General features: G+C 69.2%; 14 protein-coding genes. 8 read left to right on the top strand and 6 right to left on the bottom strand.

The genetic code is table 11. The annotated features are described in order from the left end of the window. Nucleotides 1–8 precede the first annotated feature (8 nt). The 5 genes from lpxD to lpxB all read left to right on the top strand — a co-directional run bounded on the left by lpxD (nucleotide 9) and on the right by lpxB (nucleotide 4,554). Nucleotides 9–1,085: a UDP-3-O-(3-hydroxymyristoyl)glucosamine N-acyltransferase gene (gene lpxD, locus MKK84_RS07200; protein WP_243918055.1), complete on the top strand. Its 1,077-nt coding sequence runs from the start codon at nucleotides 9–11 to the stop codon at nucleotides 1,083–1,085. Nucleotides 1,086–1,223: 138 nt separating this feature from the next. Next, the gene (gene fabZ / locus MKK84_RS07195; protein ID WP_243918053.1) at nucleotides 1,224–1,700 is read left to right on the top strand and encodes a 3-hydroxyacyl-ACP dehydratase FabZ; all 477 of its coding nucleotides are present in this window, start codon (nucleotides 1,224–1,226) and stop codon (nucleotides 1,698–1,700) included. After that, nucleotides 1,697–2,515, top strand: a complete 819-nt coding sequence (lpxA, locus tag MKK84_RS07190; protein WP_243918051.1) for an acyl-ACP--UDP-N-acetylglucosamine O-acyltransferase — start codon at nucleotides 1,697–1,699, stop codon at nucleotides 2,513–2,515. The genes fabZ and lpxA overlap by 4 nt, the downstream gene beginning before the upstream one ends. A gap of 12 nt (nucleotides 2,516–2,527) precedes the next feature. Continuing rightward, a complete protein-coding gene (locus MKK84_RS07185; protein ID WP_243918049.1) occupies nucleotides 2,528–3,394 on the top strand; it encodes an LpxI family protein in 867 nt (288 codons plus the stop codon). After that, on the top strand, nucleotides 3,391–4,554 hold the full coding sequence (lpxB, locus tag MKK84_RS07180; protein WP_243918047.1) for a lipid-A-disaccharide synthase: 1,164 nt from the start codon (nucleotides 3,391–3,393) through the stop codon (nucleotides 4,552–4,554). Before MKK84_RS07185 ends, lpxB begins: the two co-directional genes overlap by 4 nt. Nucleotides 4,555–4,582: 28 nt before the next feature. Here lpxB and MKK84_RS07175 read toward each other — a convergent pair whose 3' ends face one another. Beyond that, a complete protein-coding gene (locus MKK84_RS07175; RefSeq protein ID WP_243918046.1) occupies nucleotides 4,583–5,227 on the bottom strand; it encodes a peptidase inhibitor family I36 protein in 645 nt (214 codons plus the stop codon). 20 nt (nucleotides 5,228–5,247) lie between these two features. Then, nucleotides 5,248–5,880: a 2OG-Fe(II) oxygenase gene (locus MKK84_RS07170; protein ID WP_243918043.1), complete on the bottom strand. Its 633-nt coding sequence runs from the start codon at nucleotides 5,878–5,880 to the stop codon at nucleotides 5,248–5,250. Between the two features lie 289 nt (nucleotides 5,881–6,169). On the opposite strand from MKK84_RS07170, the gene MKK84_RS07165 reads away from it, so the two are divergent. Both MKK84_RS07165 and MKK84_RS07160 read left to right on the top strand, forming a co-directional pair. Continuing rightward, nucleotides 6,170–6,487: a hypothetical protein gene (locus MKK84_RS07165; protein WP_243918041.1), complete on the top strand. Its 318-nt coding sequence runs from the start codon at nucleotides 6,170–6,172 to the stop codon at nucleotides 6,485–6,487. 148 nt (nucleotides 6,488–6,635) lie between these two features. Next, a complete protein-coding gene (locus MKK84_RS07160) occupies nucleotides 6,636–8,747 on the top strand; it encodes an ABC transporter ATP-binding protein/permease (RefSeq protein ID WP_243918039.1) in 2,112 nt (703 codons plus the stop codon). Between the two features lie 131 nt (nucleotides 8,748–8,878). Here the strand turns inward: MKK84_RS07160 and eda are convergent, their stop codons facing one another. The 3 genes from eda to MKK84_RS07145 all read right to left on the bottom strand — a co-directional run bounded on the left by eda (nucleotide 8,879) and on the right by MKK84_RS07145 (nucleotide 12,866). Beyond that, nucleotides 8,879–9,508 (bottom strand): bifunctional 4-hydroxy-2-oxoglutarate aldolase/2-dehydro-3-deoxy-phosphogluconate aldolase, encoded by a 630-nt coding sequence (eda, locus tag MKK84_RS07155; protein WP_243918037.1) that lies wholly within the window; start codon nucleotides 9,506–9,508, stop codon nucleotides 8,879–8,881. Between the two features lie 23 nt (nucleotides 9,509–9,531). Continuing rightward, the gene (edd, locus tag MKK84_RS07150) at nucleotides 9,532–11,358 is read right to left on the bottom strand and encodes a phosphogluconate dehydratase (RefSeq protein WP_243918036.1); all 1,827 of its coding nucleotides are present in this window, start codon (nucleotides 11,356–11,358) and stop codon (nucleotides 9,532–9,534) included. Nucleotides 11,359–11,744: 386 nt separating this feature from the next. Continuing rightward, on the bottom strand, nucleotides 11,745–12,866 hold the full coding sequence (locus MKK84_RS07145; protein WP_243918034.1) for an asparaginase: 1,122 nt from the start codon (nucleotides 12,864–12,866) through the stop codon (nucleotides 11,745–11,747). A 171-nt stretch (nucleotides 12,867–13,037) separates the two neighbouring features. Between MKK84_RS07145 and MKK84_RS07140 the strand changes: the two genes are divergently transcribed. Continuing rightward, nucleotides 13,038–13,250, top strand: a complete 213-nt coding sequence (locus MKK84_RS07140; protein ID WP_243918032.1) for a hypothetical protein — start codon at nucleotides 13,038–13,040, stop codon at nucleotides 13,248–13,250. A 260-nt stretch (nucleotides 13,251–13,510) separates the two neighbouring features. Here MKK84_RS07140 and MKK84_RS07135 read toward each other — a convergent pair whose 3' ends face one another. Next, nucleotides 13,511–14,836: an MFS transporter gene (locus MKK84_RS07135; RefSeq protein ID WP_243918030.1), complete on the bottom strand. Its 1,326-nt coding sequence runs from the start codon at nucleotides 14,834–14,836 to the stop codon at nucleotides 13,511–13,513. Nucleotides 14,837–14,942 lie beyond the last annotated feature (106 nt).

The following is a 14,942-nucleotide window of genomic DNA, read 5'->3' as shown; positions in this document are numbered from 1 at the left end:
TGTCCAGCATGTCAGATCCCATCTTCTTCGCCGCTGCGGCGGACCTGACCCTCGCGGAGATCGCGACGGTCGCTGGCGCCAGCCTGCCCGAGGGCGCCGATCCGGACCTTCGGCTTGCCGGGGCCGCGCCCCTCGAAAGCGCCGGGCCCTCGCACCTCGCCTACATGGACAATGCCCGCTACGGCGACGCCTTCGCGGCCACGCGGGCCGGAGCTTGCCTCGTCTCGCCGCGCTTCGCGGCCCGCTGCCCATCCGGCACGGTCGCCCTCGTCAGCCGGGACCCCTATCGCGCCTACGCCACTCTGCTCGGACGGCTGCATCCGGATGCCCTGCGCCCCGGCTCGCAGTTCGGCGCTCGTGGCGTCGCGCCCGGGGCCTATATCCATCCCGAGGCTCGTCTCGAAGAGGACGTCACGGTGGATCCGGGCGCCGTCATCGGCCCCGGCGCGGAGGTTGGCAGCGGTACGGTGATCGGCCCGAACGCCGTAGTCGGGCCCGGCGTGCGCATCGGGCGCGATTGCGCCATCGGCGCCGGCACAACCCTGAGCCACGCCCTCCTGGGAAACCGCGTGATCCTTCATCCGGGCGTACGGCTCGGCCAGGACGGGTTCGGCTTCGCCATGGGCGTCACCCATCTCAAGGTGCCGCAGATCGGCCGCGTGATCGTCCAGGACGACGTGGAGATCGGTGCCAACACCACGGTCGACCGGGGCGCCTCGCGCGACACGGTGATCGGGGAGGGGACCAAGATCGATAACCTCGTGCAGATCGCCCACAACGTGGTGATCGGGCGCCACTGCGTGATCGTATCGGGTGTCGGTATCTCGGGCTCGACCACGCTGGAGGATTACGTCGTCCTCGGCGGGCAGGTCGGCGTCGTCGGGCATCTGCGCATCGGACGCGGTGCGCAGATCGCCGGCTCCTCCAACGTCAACCGCGACGTGCCGCCGGGCAGCCGCTGGGGCGGCACGCCGGCCAAGCCGGTCCGAGCCTGGTTCCGCGAACTCACGACCCTGGCCCGCTTGGCCGAGCGCTCGGGCAAGGCGCAGGCGGACGACGAGGCCCGAGACGGGCCAATCGTCTGATCTACCGGGGCTCCGGATCGATCCGCTCCGCCGGAAGGTCTTGCGCTCCCGGCGATTTCTGCCGAAGAGGGCGCTCCCTCCGCTGAGGGCGGCAGGATGTCAGGCCGCCGCGGGCGGCAAGTCGAGGTGCGGGATCCGATGAGTGAGGCGGCGCGCGAGACCGGCGGCGAGCTGGGCACAGCCGATATACAGACGCTGCTGGAGTTGCTGCCGCACCGTTACCCGTTCCTCCTGGTGGACCGGATCGTCGAGATCGATCGCGACGAATCCTGCATCGGCATCAAGAACGTCACGGCCAACGAGCCGCAATTCATGGGTCACTTCCCGGGCATGCCGGTCTTCCCGGGCGTGCTCCTGATCGAGGGCATGGCTCAGACGGCGGGGGCGATCTGCTGTCGCCACATCAGGGCGGATGGGCGGAGCACCAAGCAGGTGTTCTTCATGACCATCGACAAATGCAAGTTCCGCAAGCCCGTCACGCCTGGCGATCAGGTGCGCTTCCATATGAAGAAGTTGAACCAGCGCCGGACCATGTGGTGGTTCCGCGGCGAGGCCCGGGTCGACGGCACGCTGGTCGCCGAGGCCGAGATCAGCGCCATGCTGGTGATGGAGTGAGCGCGCCCGTCATCCACGCGAGCGCGGTGATTGAGCCCGGCGCCCGGATCGGCGACGGGGCACGGATCGGCCCGTTCTGCCATGTCGGGCCGGAGGTCGTCCTCGGAGCTGATTGCGAGCTGGTCAGCCACGTCGTCCTGGCCGGACGCACCACGATCGGCGCCCGCACCCGGATCTTCCCCTTCGCGTCGATCGGACATCCGCCGCAGGATCTGAAGTATCGTGGCGAGCCCTCCACCCTCACGATCGGCGCCGACTGCCTGATCCGCGAGGGGGTCACCATGAATCCCGGCACCAGCGGCGGTGGGCTGGAGACCGTGGTCGGCGATCACTGCACCTTCCTGGCGAATTCCCATGTCGGGCACGATTGCCGGGTGGGGTCGCACGTGATCTTCTCCAACAACGTCATGCTGGCCGGCCATTGCGTGGTAGGCGATTACGCGATCCTCGGGGGCGGCGCCGCCGTGATCCAATTCGCCCGGGTCGGGGCACATGCCTTCGTGGGCGGCCTCTCGGGGCTGGAGAACGACTGCATTCCCTACGGGATGGTGCTGGGCAACCGCGCCTACCTGTCGGGCCTCAACATCATCGGCCTGCAGCGCCGCGGCTTCGCCCGGGAGGACATCCACGCCCTGCGGCGGGCCTATCGGCTGCTCTTCGCCCCCGAGGGGACGTTGATGGAGCGAGTCGAGGACGTGGCCGCGACCTTCGAGTCCCACGACGCGGTCCGCGAGATCCTCGACTTCATCCGCATCGGCGGCAAGCGCTCGATCTGCACGCCGCGCGAGGTCCCGACCCCGATCGGCGCCGCCTGATCGGTCCCAGCCATGGCGAAGGCCGATCCTGTCCCCGAGGGCTCCCTCGTGCTGATCGCTGGGGCCGGGCGGCTGCCGGAGCTCGTCGCCGACTCCCTGCGCCGGGCGCGGCGGCCGTTCCGGGTGATCGCCCTGCGCGGCTTCACGGGGCAGAAGCTGCGCGCCAGCGCCGATGCCACGGTCGACCTCCTCGACCTCGCCGCCACCCTGAAGCTGCTGCGCCGCTGGGGGCCGGCCATCGTGGTGCCGGTCGGGGGCGTGTCGCGTCCGAGCCCGGCCGCGATCCTCAATGCCGGCGCGGCCCTGCGCAACCGCGAGACCCTGCGGGCCATGGCGGGCGGGGGCGATGACCGCCTCCTACGCGCCGCGCTCGCACTGGTCGAGGAGGAGGGGCATCGCATCCTCGGCGTCCACGAGGCCGCGCCGGATCTCCTCTGCCCGGAGGGGCCGATCGGACGCCGGCAGCCGGATGCGATGGCTGAGGCCTCGATCGCCGCGGGGCGTGGCGTGCTGGCGGCGCTCTCGCCGTTCGACCTCGGGCAGGCCGTGGTTGTCGCCGGCGATCGGGCGCTCGCCGTCGAGGGACCGGAGGGGACCGACCGGATGCTCGCCCGGGCGCGTGCCCTGGGGCGCCGGCCGTTCGGCTGGGGACGGGCGCTCCCCGCGACCGTTCTGGTCAAGGCGCCCAAGGTCGGACAGGATTGGCGCATCGACCTGCCGGCGATCGGCCCGCGCACGGTGCGCAACGCCGCCCGCGCCGGCTGTGTCGGCCTCGCCCTCGAAGCCGGCGGAACCCTGGTGATCGACCGCGCCGCCACCGCCGCGGAGGCCGACCGCCTCGGCCTGTTCGTCGTCGGCTATGGAAGCGCGTCGCGATGACCCGACCTCGCAGCGTCTGGCTCGTGGCGGGCGAGGATTCCGGCGACCAGCTCGGCGCCAAGCTGATGCGGGCGCTGCGCGAGTCGGCACCCGACGTGACCTTCGGTGGCGTCGGCGGCGAGTCGATGGCGGAGGCGGGGTTCGCGTCCCTGTTCCCCCTCGATGACGTTGCGGTGATGGGCTACCTGCCGGTGCTCGCCCGTGCCCGCACGCTGCTGCGGCGCATCCGCGAGACCGCCGAGGCCGCAAGGCGCGCGCGGCCGGATGTGCTGGTCATCATCGACAGCCCCGGCTTCACCCATGCGGTGGCGAAGCGGGTGCGCAAGGCCGCCCCCGGCATCCCGATCATCGACTACGTCTCGCCGAGCGTCTGGGCCTGGCGACCGTGGCGCGCAAAGGGCATGCGCCCGTTCATCGACCACGTTCTGGCGCTGCTGCCCTTCGAGCCCGACGCGCATCGGCGCCTCGGGGGGCCGCCCTGCACCTATGTCGGGCATCCGCTGATCGAGCGCTTGGCCGAGTTGCGCCCGTCCGGCGCCGAGACCCTGCGCCGTGAGACGGCGCCCTACAGCCTCGCAATCCTGCCGGGATCGCGCCGGTCCGAGATCGAGCGGCTGATGCCGGTCTTCGGTCAGGCGCTGGAGCGCGTAAGCCGCACCGTTCCGGTCGAGGCGGTCCTGCCGGCGGTGACACGCCACCGCGCCCTCATCGAGCGTCTCGCGGCGGCTTGGCCGGTCCCGGTCCGGATCGTCACCGGCGAGGGGCCGAAATACGCCGTCTTCCGCGGTGCCCGGGCGGCGCTTGCGGCCTCGGGTACGGTCACGCTGGAACTCGCGCTGGCGGGCGTTCCGATGGTGGTCGCCTATAAGGTCTCGCGCGCCGAGGAGGTCATCGCCCGCCGGCTCATCCAGGTGCCCAGCATCGTGTTGCCGAACCTGATCCTCGCCGAGAACGTCATGCCGGAATTCGTCCAGGCCGATTGCACGCCTGCGCGCCTCGCCGAAGCCCTGGCGCCCCTGCTGGCGGGTGGACGCGCCCGCGCGGCGCAATGCACGGCGCTCGCGCGGATCGACGCGCGGATGCGGCTCACGGATGGGGATACGCCGAGCCGCGCCGCCGCCCGGATCGTCCTGCAGGCTGCGGGGCGGCTGTCCGGTTAGGCCCGGGATCGGTCCGAGCTTTGGCTCGCTACCCGCTGCGCCGGTTGCAGCGCGTGTACAACACGGTCCCGCGGCTGCTCGACCATGTCAGGTGATCCTCGTCCACCGTCAGTCGGACCTGCGACGACCAGTGCCGCCCGCGGTCGCTGCATTCGGCTGCGGTCAGCCAGGTGCTTCCGGATCGATGCATCTCACGGAAGGTGCAGAGGGTGCGACCGGCGCGGGCCTGATCCGGCGTGATCGTCGCCGGGATGTAGCCCCGCCGCCGCGAAGGGTGCCCGCACGCCGCCGGGCTCGGCCCCCAGAGCCCGACATAATCGGGCGCCGTCGGCACCGGTCGGGGGAGGGGGCTTGGCTGCATTGGCCGGGCGGCCTGACGTACCGCAGAAGCTGCCGTCGGGGCTGCCGCCGTCTCGCCGGTCCTGCGCTGCGATCCGGCTTCCGTCTGATCGAACATCGCGAGGCGGCTCGATACGGCCCGCGGCCCGGCGGCTGTCTCCGCGGATGGCGCCTCGGATCGTTGGGGCCGGAACGGCAGGTCTTCCGTGAGGTAGGCGGCACTATAGGCGAACAGCCCGACCCAACCGGCGATCAGCAGGGCCGGCAAGACGTAGCGACGCCTGGGCCCGGAACGGGTTTCGTCGCCCGGATCCGACAGCACCACCGCTCCCATCGTCCCCCTCCGTCGTCGGTTCAGCGACCGAAAATCCCCTTCAGGAACTGGGCCGTGCGGTTACGCTTGCGCTTGCGCTCCAACTCCGAGGCGTCCTTGAGCCACGCGACCTGGACGACCCGCCGCTCGCCCTCGAACGGCTCGTGCCCATGCCAGGAATTGTCGGCGCGCAGGAACGCGAACATCGTCCCCATGGTCGGCGGCACCTCCACCGCGAAGGGCTCGTAGTTCTTCCCGTCGTAGAGCACCCGCAGGCGGCCGGCGGCCGGGGCCTCCCAGGCGTCGTTCATGTAGACGAGGAGCGTCAAGACCTTCGACGGCCCGTCGGTGTGGATCGAGCCATATTTTGGCTGGCTCTTCCGCATGATGGTGGTGAGCCGCGGGCAAGAGACGAGATCAATGCCGAACTTCTCGCCGAGGATCTTCGAGAATTCGTCGCTCTCTAGTTCGTCGATCAGCGCCTTGAAGCGCCCCTTGAGGGCGACTTCGTCGACGGTGAGATAGCCGGGCTTGGAAATATCGGGGAAGTCGCGGCGGATCTCGTCAATCGCCTCGGGATTCAGGACGTTGTTGCCCAGCGTAAAGGCGTAGGGCTCCCGGGAGAGGGGCGCGGCGCGCACCGCCGAGATGTCGAGGATCGAGAGGGCGGACATCGAGGGATCCCTTGGGTCCAGGGCGAATCGGCCGACACGCCGGGCGCGGATGGCACGTGCCGGAGGTCCGGGCGGAGGGATGCGCCTGTTCGGCCCCCGTCGGGCCTCGGCCGTCATGGTGCAACCCGTCGCGGCGGTCCGAGAATCTCATAATCTGTCGATTGCGGCGGTCCGACGGCGAAAGCCGTCCGGTGGCGCATTCCGGTGACAGTCTCGGGCCGCGTGCCCGTGCAGGATAAGTTTGATGCCCGCGGATAGTCGTCCTGGGCGCATGCTGGACCCGTGTCTGATGAGGCCGCTGGCCTTCGCCCTGCTGTGTATACACCTCGTCGCGGTCACGCCCGGGGCGGAGGCGCTTGCGCAAACCCGGGCGCCACGCGGCTCGATAACGGCCCGGATGACTTGCGCCGAGGCGATGGCGCTGGTCAAAGGCGAGCGGGATGTCGTGATCGCGGCCGGGTCGGCGCCGGAGCGTTTCGTCAGCGGCCCCGCCCAGTGCAGCGGCTCTGAGATCGCCGAGTTGCGCTTCGCGCCAACCCGCGACAATCCGCAATGCCCGATCGGCTATCGGTGCCGCGAGCCCGGCTTCGAGGAGTGGAACTGGTAGGCGCGCGATCGGCGTAAATCGCCGCATCCCGCGAACGTGACGATAATTTCACGCGACAGCGTGCGGCAAAGGCCACTATCTCGCCATCGACCGGGGCCAAGGCCGCCGGGTTGCGCCTCTTTCAGGCGCGGTGGGGCGGGAGAGACGCGTGGCAGCACTCAGGACCGGGCTCGGGATCCAAGCCGTGCTCACGGCCATCGCCGCGCTGATCCTGCTGGCCCTGCCGGGCATCCCGAGCCCGCCGCTTTACGTCTCCCTCGCGGGCTTCGTGCTTGCCGGCATCCTGATCGCGTCCAACACCATCTCGGCCTACCTGAAGGTGTTCGTTTCGGTCTACGGCGTCGGCTACCTGTTGCTCGCCGGTACGAAGACGGCCGCCGCGATGGGTCTGTTGCCGCCCGTGATCGCCGCACTCCTGCCGCCGGCCTTCGCCGCCACCGGCGCGGTGGTGTTCGCCGCCATTGTGCTTGGCATCTCCTATCTCGAGCCGATCCAGGCGATCACCAACATCGCAGACCCGTACTTCGCCAACCGCGATAAGCCGACCAAGGAGATCGGCCTGTTCCGCTGGTTCGGGACCACCGAAGGCCGAATCGGCCGCAACCTTGTGGCGCTCTCGATCTTCGTGAACTTCGCCGACGTGGCGCTGACGCTGCGGTTCAATTTCTTCTACCGTGACATCTACAACTCCCTGCAGGAGTACGACGCGAACGCCTTCTGGTACCAGCTGCTCTGGGTGTTCGTGCCGCTGGCCACTTTGAACATCGCCATCGGCATGTTCGACCTGTTCGTGGATTCCTCGCTGCTGATCCGCTGGCGCACGTGGCTGACTCACAGCCTCTACGAGCGCTGGCTCGGCAACGGCACCCATTACCGGATCCCGTTCACCGACGAGGAGGCGGATAACCCGGATCAGCGTATCCAGGCGGACGTCAACAGCTTCATCGTGCAGACCACGACGCTGTCGATCCGCCTGCTCAGCCAGGCGGCGCAGCTCGTCTCGTTCATGGTGATTCTCTGGACCCTGTCGCGCGACTTCGTGGTGCCGTTCACCGACACGGTCATCCCGGGCTTCCTGGTCTGGCTGGTGATCGGCTACGCGGTGGTGGGCACGTGGCTGACCCACCTGATCGGCCGGCCGCTGATCGGGCTCGACTTCCGGCAGGAGCAGGTCGAGGCGAATTTCCGCTTCGCGCTGGCCCGGAACCGGATTTATTCCGAGCAGATCGCGCTTTTGCGCGGCGAGCGCGCTGAGGCTTCGCGGCTCTCGACACTGTTCCACAGCGTCATCGACAATTACGTCGGCATCATCTTCCGCCGCATCAAGCTCATCGCCTTCACGTTCAGCTACCGGCAGGCGAGCGTGATCTTTCCGATGGTGCTGGCAGCGCCGTCCTTCTTCGCCAAGAAGATCACGCTGGGCGCCCTCCAGCAGACCTCGCAGGCCTTCGGGCAGGTCCAGAGTTCGCTCTCGTTCTTCGTGGATTCCTACACGACACTCGCCGCCTACAAGGCCAACACCAACCGTCTCGGTTCCTTCCGCCGGGCCATGACCAAGGCCGAGGCGCTGGAGAATGCCGGCTACGGGCTCGTCCAGGGCAACGACACGACCGGCGACGTGACCGCGCGCGGGCTGGTGCTCGCCCTGCCGGACGGACGCCAGATCGTGACCGCCGACGCGCTGACGCTGCCGCGGGGCAGCGCGACCCTGGTCACCGGGCCGTCCGGCTCGGGCAAGTCGACGCTGTTCCGCGCGATCGCCGGGATCTGGCCGTTCGGGAAGGGCCGGATCGACGTGCCGGCGGGGCAGTCGGCGCTGCTGCTGCCGCAGCGGCCCTACATCCCGCTCGGTACCCTGCGCGGCGCCGTGGTCTACCCGAACACCATCGATCAGTTCTCCGACGACGCCATCAAGGAGGCCCTGGTCGCCGCCCAGCTGCCGCACCTCGCCGACCGCCTGGACGAGGTCGATACCTGGGAGCGGCGCCTGTCAGGGGGCGAGCAGCAGCGGCTCGCCATCGCGCGGGTGGTGCTGGCCAAGCCGGCTTGGCTGTTCCTCGACGAGGCAACCGCCTCCCTCGATGAGCCCTCCGAGGCGGCACTCTACCGGATGCTGCGCGAGCGGCTGCCCGGCACCACGATCGTGTCGATCGGTCACCGATCGACGCTGGAGGCTTTCCACGACCGGCGCATCACGCTCGAGCCGGAGGGTGGGGTGTTCACTCCGCGTGAGCAGAGGCGGCCGCTGCCGGCGGAGTAGCTGGCAGACGTACGGCTCTCCAGCCCGCGACCTCATCCTGAGGTGACCGGGTCGGCGGGCCTCGAAGGAGAGCTTCCGGGATCGCAGAGCTTCCTGGAGGGTCCCTTCGAGATGCTCAGGACGTGGTGCGCTTACGCCGCCTTGCGCAACCGCACGGCTGCCCGGGCCGCCTGCTCGATCGCCGCCGGATCCGGCGTACCGGGCTTCACCACCCAGCTGCCGCCGACGCAGAGCACCGACGGGATCGCCAGCCAATCCGGCGCCGTCGCCTCGGTGATTCCGCCCGTCGGGCAGAACCGCACCGCACCGAACACCGCCGCGTGGGACTTCAGCGCCTTGATGCCGCCCGCGGCCTCGGCCGGGAAGAACTTGAACCGGTCAAGCCCGTGATCCAGCCCGCGCATGATGTCGGCCGCGGTGGCGACGCCCGGCAGGTAGGGCACGCCATTGGCCTTGGCGGCGTCGGTCAGTGGCTCCGTGAGCCCGGGCGAGACGATGAACTCGGCCCCCGCCGCCAGTGCGTTCTCCAGATCGCGGGGGTTGAGCACTGTCCCGGCGCCCACGACTGCGCCTTCGACCCGGGTCATTTCCCGGATGACGTCGAGTGCGGCCGGCGTGCGCAGGGTGACCTCCAGGGCGGTCAACCCGCCCTTCACCAAGGCCTCGGCGATGGGCCGAGCCTGGGCGACATCGTCGATCACCAGGACCGGAATGACGGGCACTGAGCGCATCAGCGCGTCGATGCTGGTCAGATCGTTCATGGTCGGCAACTCCTGTGCTGAATTCAGAGGCCGGCGGCGGCGAGCATCGCGGAGGCACCGCGCTCCGCCGTATCGGCCCCATGGCGCATGAACGCAAACAACTCGCGCCCGGTGCCCTGACTGGGCGGCGGTGCTTCGGCTTCGGAACGGGCGGCGAACTCGGCTTCGTCCACCAGAACTTCGAGCAGACCGTCGGCGGCGCTGAGCCGGACGATGTCGCCGTCGCGGATCCGGCCGATCGGTCCGCCGCCGAGCGCCTCGGGGCTGAGGTGGATGGCGGCCGGGACTTTTCCGGAGGCGCCGGACATCCGGCCGTCCGTCACCAGGGCGACCTTGTAGCCACGGTCCTGCAGCACACCGAGCGGCGGGGTGAGCTTGTGCAATTCCGGCATGCCGTTGGCCTTCGGGCCCTGGAACCGGACCACCACCACGACGTCCCGCTCCAGCTCGCCGGCCTTGAACGCCTTCAACACCGCGTCCTGGTCGGAGAAGACCCGGGCCGGGGCCTCGATGGTCCGGCGCTGTTCCTCGACGGCGCTGGTCTTGAACGTCGCCCGGCCGAGATTGCCCTTCACCAGCCGCATGCCGCCATCCGGCTGGAACGGCGTGGCGGGCCGCCGGAGCATGGCATCGTCCAGGCTCTCCGACACGGCATCCTCGAAGACCAGTTCCTCGCCGTCGAGCTTCGGGTCGCGGGCGTGGTCGCGCAAAGACTGGCCCGCCACGGTGAGGATGTCGTCGTGCAGCAGGCCGGCATCGAGCAGCGCGGCCATCACGAAGCTCATGCCGCCGGCCGCGTGGAAGTGGTTCACGTCGCCCGCGCCATTCGGATAGACGCGCGCGATCAGCGGCACGGCGTTGGACAGCCGGTCGATATCCTCCCAGTCGATCACGATGCCGGCCGCACGCGCGATGGCCGGCAGGTGGATGGCGTGGTTGGTCGAGCCGCCCGTGGCGAGCAGACCGACCGCGGCATTAACAATCGCCTTCTCGTCGACGCAGAGGCCGAGAGGCCGATAGTCGTTGCCGCCGCCGCCAATCTCGGCGAGCCGGTGGATCGCCGCCCGGGTCACAGCCTGCCGCAGCTTGGTGCCGGGATTGATGAACGAGGCGCCCGGCATGTGCAGGCCCATCATGTCCATCATCATCTGGTTCGAGTTCGCCGTACCGTAGAACGTGCAAGTGCCGGCCGAATGATAAGAGGCGGACTCGGATTCGAGCAGTTCCGCGCGGCCGACCTTGCCCTCGGCGTAGAGCTGGCGGATCCGCTGCTTCTCCTTGTTGGCCAGCCCCGAAGGCATCGGCCCGGCCGGGATCAGGATCGTCGGCAGGTGGCCGAAGCGCAGGGCGCCGATCAGCAGGCCCGGGACGATCTTGTCGCAGATGCCGAGCAGCGCCGCCCCGTCGAACATCCCGTGGCTGAGCGCGACCGCGGTCGAGAGCGCGATCGCATCCCGGGAGAACAGCGACAGTTCCATGCCGCTCTGGCCCTGCGTAACCCCATCACACATGGCCGGGGTGCCACCTGCCACCTGAGCGGTCGCGCCGCGCTCGCGGGCGAACAGCTTGATCTGCTCCGGATAGCGCCCGTACGGCTGATGGGCCGAGAGCATGTCGTTGTAGGCGGTGACGATGCCGATGTTCATCGTGGTCCGCTCGTCGCGGATCGCCGCCTTGTCCTCGCCAGCCGCCGCGAAGCCGTGGGCCAGGTTGCCGCAGGCGAGCTTGCCGCGCCGGACGCCCGCCTCGCGCTCGCGGGCGATCAGGTCGAGATAGGCGCGTCGGGTCTCGCGGGAGCGCGTGACGACGCGCTCGGTGACCGCCGCGACCTCGGGATGAAGCTCGGTCATGCTGGTTTCTCCAGGCTCGGGGCCGACGGGCGGGGTCGAGGCTGTGATTCGGACTCGGCGCCACGGCCGCGTCGGTTGCCGGTACTTAAGCTGTGTGCCGTGGGATGTAACCCAGCGGCCAAGTGCTCTCCCTCCCCCCACTGCGGGGGAGGATGGCCCCCGAAGGGGGTCGGGTCGGGCGAAGTCCCGCAAGAGGGGAGCGACGGTGCAGGATGGGTCCAACTCGTCTTGAAGGTCTCGCTGCTTCCGGAAGCCGGGTTCCCCCCTCGCGGGACTTCGTCCCGACCCGACCCCTGCTGACGCAGGGCCCACCCTCCCCCGCAGAGGGGGGAGGGAACTCGCGGAGCCTCCGCCTTTTCAGCAGGGGCTCTTCACCTTGAAGAGCCTCAATATTCCCAGAAGATCCGCTGCAGCTCCTTCGTGTCGCTCGTCTTGGTGAGCGCCACGGCCGCCAGGATCTTGGCCTTGGCGGGGTTCAGGTCGTTGGCGACCACCCAGTCGTACGTGTCGTCCGGCTGCTCGGCGTTGCGCAGCACGAGCCCGTCCGGCACGCGCGACGAGCGGATGATGAGCGTGCCTTTGGAGCGGATGTCCTTGAGCTTGTCGACGAGGTAGCCCGCCACCGAGCCGTTGCCGGTGCCGGCATTGACGATCGCCTTCGCGCCCGCCTGGACCTCCGCGTCGTAGACACCCGGAATCATGTTGCCCGAACCGTAGACGATGCCGACCAGCGGCAGGCTGTCGATCTGGTCGATGTCGAACTCGGAGCTGGAATTGTGCCGCTTTGAGAGCGAGCGGAAGAAGTATGTCTTGCCCTCGATGACCATGCCGAGCGGCCCCCACTGGCTGAAGAAGGCGCTGGGCACGACATTGGTCCGCTTGGTGACATCGCGGCCGGACTGGATGGTGTCGTTCATCGTCACGGTGACGCCCTTGCCGATCGCCTCCTTGCTGCCCGCCACGGTCACGGCGTCGAGGAGGTTGAGGGCGCCGTCGGCCGAGATCGCCGTGCCCGGCCGCATCGAGCCGACGACCACGATCGGCTTGTCGCTCTTCACGACCAGATCGAGGAAAAAGGCCGTCTCTTCCAGGGTGTCGGTGCCGTGGGTGACGACCACGCCGTCGACGTCGTCCTGCTTGAGGAGCTGCGAGACGCGCTTGCCGAGCTGGACGAGCTGAGCATCCGTGAAGCTCTCGGAGGCAATCTGGAAGACCTGCTCGCCGCGGACATTGGCGACGGTGCTGATCTGCGGCACGGCCGCGATCAGCTTGTCGACCGGCACCTTGGCGGCGGTGTAGGTCGCGCTGTTGGCGGCATCCGCGCCGGCGCCCGCGATGGTGCCGCCGGTGGCGAGGATCACGACGTTCGGCTTCCGGGTCGCGGCGGCCGTCCCGGACTCGGGCATCTCGCGCGCGCTCAGCGGGCTCGCCCCGCACAGGCTGGCCAGGGCCAGCGCGAAGACCGCTCCGCGCAGGGAATGGGCCGCGCCGCTTCGGCAGGAAAACATGCGGTGATCCTCTAGCTCTGAAACGATGACGAGTCGGACTCGACGCGGCGATGGTAGCCGCGCGGCCTCGTCAGGCAAGGATCGTGCGGGCCGTCGCGGATCACGCCGGCCTGGATCGTTACGCAAGCTCGAGCGTTAGAACTTGTCGTTCTCCGAACGGAGGTTCGCCCCATGCAGCATCTCGCCGGCCTGCTCGACGAACTGGAGCGGAGCGAGCCCGCCCGGGCCGCGATGGCAATCCTCCAAGGCTCTCTCTCCCGTCGCTCAGAAGAGGAGCAGGGTGCCTTCTGGCGCGCCGTCGACATCTACTACATCTCGCGCAAGGCGCCGCCGGAAGCGACCCAGGCGTTCGCGGTTGCACCGGACCTCGCTGTCGCTTCGTGACGCACGGGGCGGGTAGGGCGCTAACCGGTTTCGGGATGCGCCGTCCTTTGCCGGACGGGCGGAGTCACAGCGGGATCTGATCCGGAAACCAGCACGCAAAGCGTCGCGCAAGCGGCCCCGATCGATCCGGATCGACGCTTCGCGCAGTCTTTCGTTGATTCCCAGGCCGCATTCCTTGGCGCTGCATGTGCCCGGGAAAGCGGCGGTGCAGAGCCAACATCGTGTGAGCGAGTCGGGGGGTCGTCCCGAGAAGCAGCCGCTCAGGCGTTCGCGGGAACGACCGGCGGGAGCGTGCCGCCGCTCTCGGGCTCGTTGCCGGCGGCGACCGCGTCGCGGGTCTCGGGCATCAGCGCGAGGTACAGCACGAAGCCCAGGGCCGCGATGGCGGCGAGCGCCAGGAAGGCCGTGGAATAACCGGCCGACACGATGATCACGCCGGCCAGCGTGGCGCTGAGCGAGGCGCCGATGCCCTGAGCGGTGGCAACGGCCCCCTGGGCGGTGTTGAAGCGACCGTCGCCCCGGGTCAGATCGGACACCACGATCGGGAACAGCGCGCCGAAGATGCCCGCGCCGATCCCGTCGAGGAGCTGGACGCCCACCAGCCAGAACGGGTTGTCCGATAGGGTATAGAGTACGCCGCGCAGGGCCAGCACCCCGAAGGCCGCCAGGAAGATCGGCTTGCGGCCGATCACGTCGGCTTTGGCGCCCACGAAGATCGCCACCGGCACCATCACGCATTGCGCCGCCACGATGCAGATGGCGATCAGCGAGGTCGCGTGATCCTTGCCCGACAGGTGCGTCAGAAGCTGGCCGACCGAGGTCAGCATGGCGGCGTTGGAGAGGTGGAAGATCGCGCACAGCACCGCGAACAGGAGCAGGGCCTTGTTCTGGAGCAGGGTGGCGAGGCCGGAGGGTTTTTCCTGCCCGGCTTCCTCTTCCTCGGTCATGCCCCGGGCGAGATCGTCGTCGATGGCGTCGGCCGGCACCATCAGCATGGCGCCGATCGAACAGGCGGCCAGGATGCCCATGAGCCAAAACACGACGATCGGCCCGAAGAAGTAAGCCAGCCCCCCCGCCACCGCGGCCGAGACCGCGTTGCCGGCATGGTTGAAGCCCTCATTGCGGCCGATCCGCTTGGCGAACATCTTCGGGCCGACGAGGCCGAGGGTGATGGCGGCCAGAGCCGGCGGGAAGATCGTGCCGGCGACATGCGCGATCGATTGGGTCGCCGTCACCACGTAGAAGTTGGAGATGAACGGCAGGACCAGGCAGCTCGCCGTCACCGCAATGGCGCCGCCGATCACCACGGCGCGCTTGTGGTTGGTTGCGTCGATGAAGGCGCCCGCGGGCGTCTGCGCCACGAGGCCGAGGATACCCGCGATGGTCATGACGAGACCGGTGGTCGCCTCGTTCCAGCCCTGGTCCGGTCCGCGCACGGCGATCAGGTAGATGGCGAGGTAGGGGCCGAGCCCGTCGCGCACGTCGGCCAGAAAGAAGTTGAGCGCATCGAGGCCGCGCAGGGCCTTGGTCGAGGCGGTGCGGGTCTCCGCGTCGGCGCACGTCGCGGTCGTCCCGATTCTGCTCATCCCGATCCGCCCTGATCACACCAAAGGGCCCGCCGGGATCCGGACAGCCCATCGCTCGCGGTGCTCGACGCCCGCGCGGATGTTCGGTTCCGTCACAAAGGTGATC

This window comes from Methylobacterium sp. E-065 (genome assembly GCF_022829605.1).
GTDB lineage: Bacteria > Pseudomonadota > Alphaproteobacteria > Rhizobiales > Beijerinckiaceae > Methylobacterium.
The sequence above is the reverse complement of the archived record's forward strand: the minus strand, read 5'-3'. Positions and strand labels throughout refer to the sequence as shown.

Coding starts and splice junctions, on each gene's coding strand:
- MKK84_RS07185 (WP_243918049.1), top strand. CDS start 2,528: ATGGCGAAGGCCGATCCTGTCCCCGAGGGCTCCCTCGTGCTGATCGCT.
- MKK84_RS07165 (WP_243918041.1), top strand. CDS start 6,170: ATGAGGCCGCTGGCCTTCGCCCTGCTGTGTATACACCTCGTCGCGGTC.
- MKK84_RS07140 (WP_243918032.1), top strand. CDS start 13,038: ATGCAGCATCTCGCCGGCCTGCTCGACGAACTGGAGCGGAGCGAGCCC.
- edd (WP_243918036.1), bottom strand. CDS start 11,358: ATGACCGAGCTTCATCCCGAGGTCGCGGCGGTCACCGAGCGCGTCGTC.
- lpxB (WP_243918047.1), top strand. CDS start 3,391: ATGACCCGACCTCGCAGCGTCTGGCTCGTGGCGGGCGAGGATTCCGGC.
- MKK84_RS07145 (WP_243918034.1), bottom strand. CDS start 12,866: ATGTTTTCCTGCCGAAGCGGCGCGGCCCATTCCCTGCGCGGAGCGGTC.
- lpxD (WP_243918055.1), top strand. CDS start 9: ATGTCAGATCCCATCTTCTTCGCCGCTGCGGCGGACCTGACCCTCGCG.
- MKK84_RS07135 (WP_243918030.1), bottom strand. CDS start 14,836: ATGAGCAGAATCGGGACGACCGCGACGTGCGCCGACGCGGAGACCCGC.
- MKK84_RS07170 (WP_243918043.1), bottom strand. CDS start 5,880: ATGTCCGCCCTCTCGATCCTCGACATCTCGGCGGTGCGCGCCGCGCCC.
- eda (WP_243918037.1), bottom strand. CDS start 9,508: ATGAACGATCTGACCAGCATCGACGCGCTGATGCGCTCAGTGCCCGTC.
- MKK84_RS07175 (WP_243918046.1), bottom strand. CDS start 5,227: ATGGGAGCGGTGGTGCTGTCGGATCCGGGCGACGAAACCCGTTCCGGG.
- fabZ (WP_243918053.1), top strand. CDS start 1,224: ATGAGTGAGGCGGCGCGCGAGACCGGCGGCGAGCTGGGCACAGCCGAT.